This window comes from Pseudomonas sp. 3HC3 (assembly GCF_044904505.1).
In the GTDB taxonomy this organism is placed as follows: domain Bacteria; phylum Pseudomonadota; class Gammaproteobacteria; order Pseudomonadales; family Pseudomonadaceae; genus Aquipseudomonas; species Aquipseudomonas putida_Y.
This window is the reverse complement of record NZ_JADDRH010000027.1, coordinates 42,473-53,086: the sequence shown is the minus strand read 5'-3', so window position 1 is coordinate 53,086 and position 10,614 is coordinate 42,473. Positions and strand designations below refer to the sequence as shown.

9 protein-coding genes and 1 pseudogene are annotated in these 10,614 nt (G+C 61.3%); 8 read left to right on the top strand and 2 right to left on the bottom strand.

What is annotated here, in order from left to right; translation table 11 throughout:
* Positions 1-124: 124 nt before the first annotated feature.
* Positions 125-241: pseudogene (locus tag INQ47_RS24225) on the bottom strand (EamA family transporter); the annotation flags it as partial.
* Between the two features lie 619 nt (positions 242-860).
* On the opposite strand from INQ47_RS24225, the gene INQ47_RS24220 reads away from it, so the two are divergent.
* The 4 genes from INQ47_RS24220 (at position 861) to INQ47_RS24205 (ending at position 4,663) form a co-directional block, all read left to right on the top strand.
* A complete protein-coding gene (locus INQ47_RS24220) occupies positions 861-1,685 on the top strand; it encodes a helix-turn-helix domain-containing protein (protein WP_404702791.1) in 825 nt (274 codons plus the stop codon).
* Between the two features lie 64 nt (positions 1,686-1,749).
* Positions 1,750-3,156 (top strand): NAD(P)/FAD-dependent oxidoreductase, encoded by a 1,407-nt coding sequence (locus INQ47_RS24215; RefSeq protein ID WP_404702790.1) that lies wholly within the window; start codon positions 1,750-1,752, stop codon positions 3,154-3,156.
* Between the two features lie 33 nt (positions 3,157-3,189).
* Positions 3,190-3,531, top strand: a complete 342-nt coding sequence (locus tag INQ47_RS24210; RefSeq protein WP_014589771.1) for a cupin domain-containing protein — start codon at positions 3,190-3,192, stop codon at positions 3,529-3,531.
* Positions 3,532-3,583: 52 nt separating this feature from the next.
* Entirely contained in the window at positions 3,584-4,663 is a 1,080-nt protein-coding gene (locus tag INQ47_RS24205; RefSeq protein WP_028697402.1) for a polyamine ABC transporter substrate-binding protein, read from the top strand.
* A gap of 131 nt (positions 4,664-4,794) precedes the next feature.
* Here INQ47_RS24205 and INQ47_RS24200 read toward each other — a convergent pair whose 3' ends face one another.
* The gene (locus INQ47_RS24200; protein WP_021781794.1) at positions 4,795-6,378 is read right to left on the bottom strand and encodes a peptide chain release factor 3; all 1,584 of its coding nucleotides are present in this window, start codon (positions 6,376-6,378) and stop codon (positions 4,795-4,797) included.
* A gap of 557 nt (positions 6,379-6,935) precedes the next feature.
* On the opposite strand from INQ47_RS24200, the gene INQ47_RS24195 reads away from it, so the two are divergent.
* Genes INQ47_RS24195 through INQ47_RS24180 form a run of 4 tightly spaced genes read left to right on the top strand, consistent with a single transcriptional unit; the run spans position 6,936 to position 10,381 of the window.
* Positions 6,936-7,649: an ABC transporter permease gene (locus INQ47_RS24195; protein WP_252459006.1), complete on the top strand. Its 714-nt coding sequence runs from the start codon at positions 6,936-6,938 to the stop codon at positions 7,647-7,649.
* Positions 7,650-7,662: 13 nt separating this feature from the next.
* Positions 7,663-8,577, top strand: a complete 915-nt coding sequence (locus tag INQ47_RS24190) for a glycine betaine ABC transporter substrate-binding protein (RefSeq protein WP_404702789.1) — start codon at positions 7,663-7,665, stop codon at positions 8,575-8,577.
* The gene (locus INQ47_RS24185; protein WP_028697400.1) at positions 8,574-9,227 is read left to right on the top strand and encodes an ABC transporter permease; all 654 of its coding nucleotides are present in this window, start codon (positions 8,574-8,576) and stop codon (positions 9,225-9,227) included. The genes INQ47_RS24190 and INQ47_RS24185 overlap by 4 nt, the downstream gene beginning before the upstream one ends.
* Positions 9,224-10,381 (top strand): betaine/proline/choline family ABC transporter ATP-binding protein, encoded by a 1,158-nt coding sequence (locus INQ47_RS24180; protein WP_404702788.1) that lies wholly within the window; start codon positions 9,224-9,226, stop codon positions 10,379-10,381. Before INQ47_RS24185 ends, INQ47_RS24180 begins: the two co-directional genes overlap by 4 nt.
* The last annotated feature ends 233 nt before the right edge of the window (positions 10,382-10,614 follow it).

Genomic DNA, 10,614 nt, shown 5'->3' with positions numbered 1-10,614 from the left:
CCTACAACCAGAACCCGAAGCCATTTCGGTGGCACAAGAAGGCCGAGGACATCCTTGCCTCAGTCGCTCGCGCGGCGCGAGCGCTGGGCAAATGATTTTCAGTGGTATTTGTGAAACACCACACTAGCAACTGACCGAAAAATACCGCCCGCTTTACTCCAACCGCTCTTGCGTTCACGCCGACCAAGAAGTCGGTGCACCCCCAGAACACCGCAGCCAGCAACCCCATGAATACGTCCATAGTAATGACCATTAATTATGAATTATTCCTGACCCCCCAGACAGTAATCGGGAAAACAGCAGAAATCAAACACCTATTTTTGACTAACCTCTACAGACCAACATATTTCTGCACGTCCACCAGCCTAGCAACATAGTTAACGGTTTAGTTAGTACTGTACAGACAACGGCAAGTGCCAAGAGAATACTGTAGGAACTTTCAGACAACACCCCACCTGGACTCCCCACACTAAATATCACTAATTCAACGAGACCTTTGGTGTTCATCAGAACACCAACCTCTATTGAATTTACTGATCTCAAGTCCGAAACCGGGCCCTGTCTTGCACATGCCTTTTGTAGCGAAGAGTTGTAGCAAAAGGGCCGCAAAGCGCGGCCCCCAAAATCTCAATGCATAAAGAACCAGATCAGAATGATCACCGGAATCGGCACCCCAATCATCCAAAGCAGTATCGAGCGCATGGCCTTTCTCCTTGTTCGATGGTGACAAGAAAGGTGCAGCCGCCATGCCAGTTGTATCAAAAAACTACATTCATAAGAATCAAAGGCTTACCCTCCAAGCCGCCTGAGCAAACCTTGCAATATGCAGGATCCACGCCCTTGCACCTGGGTGTTCTGCAATGCACTATCCTCCCATGATCGCCACCACCCTCCCCGACGGCCCCGAGCAAACGCCGCTTACCGCCGAAATCGTGCTGCGCTACCACCTCTGCTGGAAGCACCGCGACCTCGACGGTGTCATGGCGCTCTACCACCCCGATATCCAGTACCACGACTTTTTTCAGAACCGCGTGCTCGGCCACCAGGAACTGCGCGACTACGTAAGCGCCTGCCTGCCCCATGAAGCCGGCGAGGACATCGTCCACAGCGACCGCATCCGCGTCGATGGCTGCACCGCATTCATCCAGTATCAGGTCACGGTCCAGGGCGGCGACGGCCTGGTTGCGTTCCAGTCCAGCGAGGCGATCACCGTCAGGGACGGGCTGATCTGGCGGGTCAACGAATACGCCACACTGGTCCGCCAGAACGGCACAGGCCACGCCAACAGCGGCCCGCGCCCCGCCACCAGCCGCCTGGGCCTGTCGCCTCGGCAGTTGTCGACCATGGCCCAGGACCTGGAGCACTACTTCCAGCGTCAACGCCCCTACCTCGACCCGGAGCTCGACCTGCAACAGGTCGCCGACGCCAGCGGCTACAGCCGCAACCAGATTTCCTACCTGCTCAACCAGGTGCTGGGGCAAAGCTTCTACCGCTACGTCAACCAGGCACGCCTGCAGCACCTGATGGCCAGCCTCGGCGACGACAGCGTCGAGGCGACGATCGACGAGCTGGCCTTCAGTGCCGGCTTCAACTCGCTGTCGGCGTTCTACAAGTGCTTCCGTGAGCACACCGGGCTCACGCCCAAGGCCTACCTGAAGCAAATTTCCCTGCGTGCACGCACGTAAGACAGCTGCCCGCTGACACCACTACGATCGCCCACAGACCTTGACGGATGTGGAGCCGAACCCGATGCAACCCCTGCGCACGCTCAGCCTGTGGATGGACCAGCTCGACGAGCCGCTGTGTGCGCGCCCGGCACTGCGCAATGACCTCGACGTTGACGTGTGCATCATCGGTGCCGGCTATACCGGCCTTTGGACCGCGTACTACCTCAAGCGCCAGGCACCCCAGCTGAACATCGCGGTGATCGAAGCCCAAATCGCCGGCTTCGGCGCCTCCGGCCGAAATGGGGGCTGGCTGATGGGCAACCTGCTAGGCGAAGACCGCCTGCTCGGCACCCTCTCGCCGCAACAGCGCCGCGCCAGCATCGACCTGCTGCACGGCATCCCTGATGAAGTGCATCGCGTGTTGCAAAGCGAAGGCATCGACTGCGACTACCGCAAAGGCGGCGTGCTGTATTGCGCGGCGCGCTACCCGGAGCAGGAACGCAGCCTGCGCGCCTACCTCGACGACTTGTATCGCCAAGGCATGACCGAGGACGACTACCGCTGGCTGAGCCCCGAGCAGTTGGGGAGCCAACTGCGGGTCAGCAATGCGTTTGGAGCCATTTACAGCCCGCACACGGCGACCATCCAGCCAGCCAAGCTGGTGCGCGGCCTTGCCCGGGCAGTGGAGGCGCTGGGCGTACCGATCTACGAAAACACCCCGGCCATCGACTGGCAGCCGAGCGAGGTGCGTACCCCGCTGGCACAGATTCGCTGCCAGTGGATGGTGCCTGCCGTGGAGGGTTACGCCGCCAGCCTGCCGCCACTGGGCAAACACCAATTGCCGGTACAGAGCCTGCTGGTGGCCACCGAGCCGCTGCCGGAGGCTACCTGGGAGCAGATTGGCCTGAGCCAGGGCCAAGCCTTCAGTGAAAGCAGCCGCCAGGTCACCTATGGCCAGCGCACCGCCGACAACCGCCTGGTCTTCGGTGCCCGCGGTGGCTACCGCTTCGGTGGGCGCCTGCGCGAGAACTTCAACCTCGACGAACACGAAGTCGAACTGCGCCGCTACCTGTTCGGCGAACTGTTCCCGCAGCTCAAACAGGTACGCATCACTCATACCTGGGGCGGCAACCTGGGCATGGCGCGACGCTTCCGCCCACACATGCTCTGCGACCGCCAGCGCGGCATCGCCCTTGCCGGCGGCTACGGCGGCGAAGGCGTGGGGGCTACCAACCTGGGTGGACGCACCCTGGCGGCGCTGATCCTCAACCAGCACAACGAACTGACAGCACAACCCTGGGTGCTCGACAACCGCCCGCTATCGAGCCTGGCCAGCTGGCCCCCCGAGCCCTGCCGCTGGCTGGGCTACAACGCGATCATCCAGAGCTTCGTCCACGAGGACCGGACCCTCGCCAACCCCGCCAGCGCGCCGTGGAGGCGGCGCCTGGCCATCTCGCTTGCGGACTTCATGGAAGGCTTCATGCACTGACTTCCCTTATCACTCGTACAGGATCCACCGGTCATGAGCATCACCCAGTTCAAGAACACCGAATTTGCCGTGCTCGACAGCTCCAACCCGGTCGCGGTACCGCTCGGCGAACCCGTGGCAGTCACGTCAGTCACCTGCGTGGAGCGCAGCGATGGCGTCGAAACCGGCATCTGGGAATGCACCCCAGGGCGCTGGCGGCGGCAGATCGTGCAACAGGAGTTCTGCCATTTCATCAAGGGCCGCTGCACGTTCACCCCCGACGGTGGCGAGCCCCTGGTCATAGAAGCCGGAGACGCATTGATGCTACCGGCCAACAGCACCGGCACCTGGGACATCCAGGAGACCGTGCGCAAGACCTACGTGCTTGTTTTCTGATCCGCTGATCGCCTGCCTTCGATAACAACAGACAAAGCAAGGTAAACCCGACATGCGCACCTTCCTCCTCGCCCCTCTGATGCTGGCCGCCAGCGTGGCCAGCGCCGCTGAAACGGTGAAGATCTACAACTGGTCCAGCTACGTGGCCCCCGATACGTTGAAGAACTTCCAGCAAGCCAGCGGCATCGTGCCCACCTACGACGTGTACGACAGCAATGAAACCCTCGATGGCAAGCTGATGACCGGCAATTCCGGCTACGACGTGGTGTTCCCCTCCAACCACTTCATGGCCCGGCAGATCCAGGGCAAGGCCTTGAAGCGCCTGGACAAGTCGCAGTTACCCAACTGGCACAACCTCAACCCGGTGCTGCTCAAGGCGCTGGAGGTGAACGACCCGGGCAACCAGTACGGTTTCCCGTACCTGTGGGGCAGTACCGGCATTGGCTACAACATCGACAAGGTCAAGGCGGTACTCGGCGACAATGCGCCCGTGGATTCCTGGGACCTGATCTTCAAGCCCGAGTACATGAGCAAGCTGAAAAGCTGTGGGGTCGCGGTGCTGGACAATGGCCCCGAACTGCTGCCGATCGCCCTGCACTACCTGGGCTTGCCCCATCACAGCCAAGACCCCAAGGATTACGAGAAGGCCAAGGAGTTGCTGATGAAGGTGCGGCCGTACATCAGCTATTTCCACTCGTCCAAGTACACGGGCGACCTGGCCAACGGCGATATCTGCGTGGTGGTGGGTTTCTCAGGGGATGTGCTGCAGGCGAAGAACCGCGCCGATGAGGCGAACAATGGCGTGAAGGTGGGCTATTCGATACCCAAGGAGGGTGCGCCGATGTGGTTCGACATGGTCGCCATGCCCGTCGATGCGCCGGATGAAAAGGCCGGATATGCCTACATGAACTACCTGCTGCAGCCGGAAGTGATGGCCAACATCAGCAACCATGTGCAATACGCGAACGGCAACCTCAAGGCAGACGGGCTGGTGGACCCGGCGATGAAGGGTAATACGATGATTTACCCGAGCGACGAGGTGATGGGCAAGCTGTATGCGCTGGAGGCGATGCCGGCGAAGATCGACCGTATTCGTACGCGAATCTGGACCAGTATCAAAGCCGGAAATTGAAATGGGGCCGCCTAGCGGCCCTTCGCGGGCACGCCCGCTCCCACAGGTATCACATGACCTCCAGGTTTGGTGATTCCCTGTGGGAGCGGGCGTGCCCGCGAAGGGCTGCAAAGCAGCCCCGATTTCAGGCCTTAATGGTGCTCGCGGGTAGCGCGGAACTTGATGTCCGGCCAGCGCTCTTCCATCAGCGCCAGGTTGACCCGGGTTGGCGCCAGGTAGGTCAGGTGACCGCCGCCGTCGATGGCCAGGTTTTCCATGGCCTTGGTCTGGAATTCCTCGAGCTTCTTCTTGTCATCGCAACTGATCCAGCGCGCGGACCAGACGGTGATAGGCTCGTAGGCGCACTCAACCTTGTACTCTTCCTTCAGGCGGCTGGCGACCACGTCGAACTGCAGCACACCGACCGCACCCAGAATGATGTCGTTGCTGCGCTCAGGGAAGAACACCTGAGTAGCACCTTCTTCGGCCAGCTGCTGCAGGCCTTGACGCAGTTGCTTGGATTTCAGCGGGTCTTTCAGGCGTACGCGGCGGAACAGCTCCGGCGCGAAGTGCGGAATACCGGTGAAGCCCAGCGCCTCGCCTTCGGTGAAGGTGTCGCCGATCTGGATGGTGCCGTGGTTGTGCAGGCCGATGATGTCACCGGCAAAGGCCTCTTCCAGCTGCTCACGCTCGGAGGAGAAGAACGTCAGCGCATCGCCGATACGCAGGTCTTTGTTCAAGCGCACATGGCGCATTTTCATGCCTTTCTCGTACTTGCCCGAGCAGATGCGCATGAAGGCGATACGGTCGCGGTGTTTCGGGTCCATGTTCGCCTGGATCTTGAACACGAAACCGGTGAACTTCTCTTCCACAGGCTCCACGGTACGCTCGTTGGCCACCCGGCCAAGCGGACGCGGCGCCCAGTCGACCACGGCGTCGAGCACATGGTCGACACCGAAGTTGCCCAGCGCAGTACCGAAGAACACCGGGGTCAACTGACCGTTGATGAACTCTTCCTGGTTGAACTCGTGGCAGGCGCCCTGCACCAGCTCCAGTTGCTCGACGAACGCGTCGTACTGGTCGCCCAGGTGTGCACGAGCTTCGTCCGAGTCCAGTTTCTGGATGATCTTGGCTTCGGTGCGCTCGTGGCCGTGGCCCGGGGTGTAGACGATGATGTAGTCGCCAGTGAGGTGGTACACACCCTTGAAGTCACGGTAGCAACCGATTGGCCAGGTGATTGGCGCGGCCTTGATCTTCAGAACGGCTTCGATCTCGTCGAGCAGTTCGATCGGGTCGCGGATGTCACGGTCGAGTTTGTTGATGAAGCTGACGATTGGCGTGTCGCGCAGCCGGCACACGTCCATCAGGGCGATGGTCCGCGGCTCTACACCTTTACCGCCGTCGAGCACCATCAGCGCCGAGTCCACCGCAGTCAGGGTGCGGTAGGTGTCTTCGGAGAAGTCTTCGTGGCCCGGGGTGTCGAGCAGGTTGATCATGTGCTCGCGATACGGGAACTGCATCACCGAGGTGGTGATGGAGATGCCGCGCTGCTTCTCCATTTCCATCCAGTCGGAGGTGGCGTGGCGGTCGGACTTGCGCGACTTCACGGTACCGGCGACGGCAATGGCCTTGCCCATCAGCAGCAGCTTCTCGGTGATGGTGGTCTTACCGGCGTCGGGGTGGGAAATGATTGCGAAAGTGCGGCGCTTCGCGACTTCGGCGGCCTGGTTGGTCATGGGAAATCGCCTGACTGGGGGATTTGAAAGGGGCAGTATCATACCTGAAGTTGGGCCTGGACCAAAATCTGCCGAATGAATGGCGCCCGTGCCGGCCTCTTCGCGGGTAAACCCGCTCCCACAGGTACGACACAGGATTCGAATGCGGTGCAGTCTGTGTAGGAGCGGGTTTACCCGCGAAGAGGCCGGCACAGACAAAAGAAATCCAACAGGCAATCGCTTTATCACGACAAATGACCAAAGCGCAGTTATTTCAACGCCTGCAGAACATTAAGTCGCTGTTTTTTCTCGCCAAAAATCCTGCCACCCAGTGATTAACGCTGGCCAAATGCTGCCTCAAATGGGAACCTTGACACCCATGGAGACGTCCACTCCCCTGCAAACCGCTTCGGTTGGGGACTGGTTTCATCAGCATTTTCGGGCCCGACGGGGTTCGGCTCATGGCCTGATCGCAGCCCTCGGCTTGCATCACGCTGCTACTCGCGAACACACCACCCGCCGCCAGAATTGGCCGGCAACCAAGAAGTGTGCTCGCCGACTACACAAGGAGTCCACCTGTGGCAAAACGCTACGGTTCGGGGCTGTTGGGATGGGCCGCCGTGCTCGTCATCCTGGCCCTGCTGGTCCACTGGATCGGCATCGACACGATCGCGCGTTATCGCGACGATCTTGGGTTCTACCTGCAAGCGCACCTGGTATTGGTGCTGGCTTCGATGGCGGCGGCGCTGGCCGTGGGCATCCCCGCCGGCATTGCGTTAAGTCGACCGCACCGGGTCGACAAAGCCGAGCGCTTCATGCAGTTCTTCAACGTTGGCAACACCATCCCCCCTCTGGCCGTTCTGGCCATCGCCCTGAGTATCCTGGGCATCGGAGCCGGGCCTGCGATCTTCGCGCTATTCCTCGCCTCCCTCCTGCCCATTGTGCGCAACACCTACGAAGGCCTGAAAAACGTCCCTGCTTCGCTCAAGGAAGCCGCCACTGGCATTGGCATGACTCCGCGCCAGCAACTCTGGCAGGTGGAGCTGCCCAACGCCGTGCCAATCATCGTCGGCGGCGTACGCGTGGCCCTGGCACTGAATGTGGGTACCGCACCGCTGGCGTTCCTGATCGGCGCCAACAGCCTGGGTAGCCTGATCTTCCCCGGCATCGCCCTGAACAACCAGCCACAACTGCTGCTGGGTGCCGCCTGCACCGCGCTGCTGGCACTGGTGCTGGATGCGGTGGTGAGTTTCTCCAGCAAGCGCTGGCTGGAACGCGGCCTGGTCCAATAAGGATAGGAAACGTATGAAGAAGAGAATCGCCTTGCTACTGGGCGCGGCCTTGCTGTACGCAGGATTTGCCCAGGCAGCGGAAAAACCGCTGATCCGCATCGGCGCGCGGGTGTTCACCGAACAGACCGTGCTCGCCGAAATCACCGCGCAATACCTGCGCGCCAACGGCTTCGATGTGCGCGTCATCGGCGGGCTTGGCAGCAACCTCGCACGCCAGGCCCAGGAAACTGGCCAGCTCGACCTGATGTGGGAATACACCGGTGTGTCGCTGGTGTCGTACAACCACATCGAAGAGCGCATGCCCAGCGCCGAAGCCACCTACGCCAAGGTCAAGGAGCTGGATGCCAAAAAAGACCTGATCTGGCTGACCCCGTCGAAATTCAGCAACACCTATGCCCTCGGCTTGCCGAAGCAGGTCGCCGAGGCCTACCCGCAGATCAACTCGATCAGCGACCTCAACCAGGTGCTGCGCGACGAGAGCAAGCGTAATCACCTGGTGGCCCTGGACACCGAGTTCGCCAACCGCCCCGACGGCCTGGTAGGCCTGCGCGAAATGTATGACCTGCCGCTGGGCCGGCGCAACATCCGCCAGATGGACGCCGGGCTGGTGTACACCGCCATGCGCAACAATCAGGTGTTCGCCGGCCTGGTGTATACCACCGACGGCCGCCTGGACGCTTTCGACCTCAAGCTGCTGGAAGACGACAAACACTACTTCCCCGACTACACCGCCGCGCCGGTGGTGCGCAAAGCCACGCTCGACGCCAACCCGCAGCTGGCTGGCCTGCTCAAGCCGCTGGCCGAGCAACTGGATGACCAAACCATGCGCCAGCTCAACGCCAAGGTCGATGTCGAGCACCAGAACCCCACTGCCGTGGCCGCAGACTTCCTGCGCAAACACCCACTGAACAGCGAGGGCCAGCCATGAACCTGATCGATACCTTCAGCCACCTGGACTGGGCCCAGGTGCTGCACCTGACCTGGCAGCACATCATGCTGGTAGGCGTTGCCGTGGGCCTGGCGATTCTGGTCGGGGTGCCGCTGGGCATCCTGATGACCCGTTTTCCGGCCCTCGCAGGCCCGCTGCAGGCCAGCGCCACGGTGCTGCTGACCATCCCCTCGATTGCCCTGTTCGGCCTGCTGTTGCCGTTCTACTCCAAGTTCGGCCAGGGCCTGGGGCCATTGCCAGCGATCACTGCGGTGTTCCTGTACTCGCTGCTGCCGATCCTGCGCAACACCTACCTGGCCCTGACCAATGTCGAGCCCGGCATCCGCGAAGCCGCACGCGGTATAGGCATGACCTTCGGCCAGCGCCTGCGCATGGTCGAACTGCCCATTGCCGTGCCGGTCATCCTTGCCGGTGTACGCACCGCCGTGGTCATGAACATCGGTGTCATGACCATTGCTGCCACCATCGGCGCCGGCGGCCTGGGTGTGCTCATCCTCACCTCCATCAGCCGCAGCGACATGTCGATGCTGCTGATCGGCGCCTTGCTGGTGAGCCTGCTGGCAATCATCGCCGACCTGCTGCTGCAAACCCTGCAACGTGCCCTGACTCCAGAAGGACTGCGCTCATGATCGAACTGAAGAACCTCAGCAAAACCTTCAACGTCAACGGCAAGGACGTCAAAGCCGTCGACTCGGTAAGCCTCACCGTCAACGAAGGGGAAATCTGCGTGTTCCTCGGCCCCTCGGGCTGTGGCAAGAGCACCACGCTGAAAATGATCAACCGCCTGATCACGCCCACCTCGGGCCAGGTGTTCATCAATGGCGAAGACACCACCGGGCTGGACGAAGTCACCCTGCGCCGGCACATCGGCTATGTGATCCAGCAGATCGGTTTGTTTCCCAACATGACCATCGAAGAGAACATCACCGTGGTGCCACGCCTGCTTGGCTGGGACAAGCAGAAATGCCACGAGCGTGCTCGCGAGCTGATGCACATGATCAAGCTCGAACCCAAGCAGTACCTGCAACGCTACCCGCGCGAGCTGTCCGGCGGCCAGCAACAGCGTATCGGCGTGATTCGTGCCCTGGCAGCAGATGCACCCGTGCTGTTGATGGACGAACCGTTCGGCGCGGTCGACCCGATCAACCGCGAGATGATCCAGAACGAGTTCTTCGAAATGCAGCGGGCGCTGAACAAGACGGTGATCATGGTCAGCCACGACATCGACGAAGCGATCAAACTGGGCGACAAGATTGCCATCTTCCGTGCCGGCAAGCTGTTGCAGCTGGATCACCCGGATACCCTGCTGGCTCACCCGGCGGATGATTTCGTCAGCAACTTCGTGGGCCAGGACAGCACCCTCAAACGCCTGTTACTGGTGCGAGCCGAGGATGCCGCAGACAACGCGCCATCGGTGAGCCCGCAAACGCCTGTGAGCGATGCGCTGGAGCTGCTCGACGAGCACGACCGCCGCTACGTGGTGGTGACCGATGCGCAGAACAAGGCGCTGGGCTATGTGCGCCGACGCGACATGCACCGTCAGCAAGGGACGTGTGGCGATTTCCTGCGGCCGTTCAATGCCACGGCTTCGCACGATGAGCATTTGCGCATCCTGTTGTCGCGCATGTACGAGTTCAACCGGGCATGGTTGCCGGTGCTGGATGCCAAGCAGGTGTTCTTGGGCGAGGTGACGCAGGAGTCGATTGCGGCGTACCTGAGCTCGGGGAGATCGCGGGGGGCGAAGACCAGTATCGTTTCGCCGGCTGAGGCGGTTGCTTCGTAAACGTCGGGGGCGCTTTGCGCCCCTTCGCGGGTAAAACCTACGACGGCCTGTGTCCAATCCCCGATGTATGTCCACCACCGATAAATAGGAGCGGGTTCACCCGCGAATACGGCAGCGGCGGCAACGGTGAGCGGCTGGTGAAATTGGCCAGCAGGCCCGGCCCTTTCGCGGGTGAACCCGCTCCTACGACGGCCTGCACCCAATCACCGATGTGTGTCCACCACCGATCAATG

Coding starts and splice junctions, on each gene's coding strand:
- INQ47_RS24220 (WP_404702791.1), top strand. CDS start 861: ATGCACTATCCTCCCATGATCGCCACCACCCTCCCCGACGGCCCCGAG.
- INQ47_RS24215 (WP_404702790.1), top strand. CDS start 1,750: ATGCAACCCCTGCGCACGCTCAGCCTGTGGATGGACCAGCTCGACGAG.
- INQ47_RS24210 (WP_014589771.1), top strand. CDS start 3,190: ATGAGCATCACCCAGTTCAAGAACACCGAATTTGCCGTGCTCGACAGC.
- INQ47_RS24205 (WP_028697402.1), top strand. CDS start 3,584: ATGCGCACCTTCCTCCTCGCCCCTCTGATGCTGGCCGCCAGCGTGGCC.
- INQ47_RS24200 (WP_021781794.1), bottom strand. CDS start 6,378: ATGACCAACCAGGCCGCCGAAGTCGCGAAGCGCCGCACTTTCGCAATC.
- INQ47_RS24190 (WP_404702789.1), top strand. CDS start 7,663: ATGAAGAAGAGAATCGCCTTGCTACTGGGCGCGGCCTTGCTGTACGCA.
- INQ47_RS24185 (WP_028697400.1), top strand. CDS start 8,574: ATGAACCTGATCGATACCTTCAGCCACCTGGACTGGGCCCAGGTGCTG.
- INQ47_RS24180 (WP_404702788.1), top strand. CDS start 9,224: ATGATCGAACTGAAGAACCTCAGCAAAACCTTCAACGTCAACGGCAAG.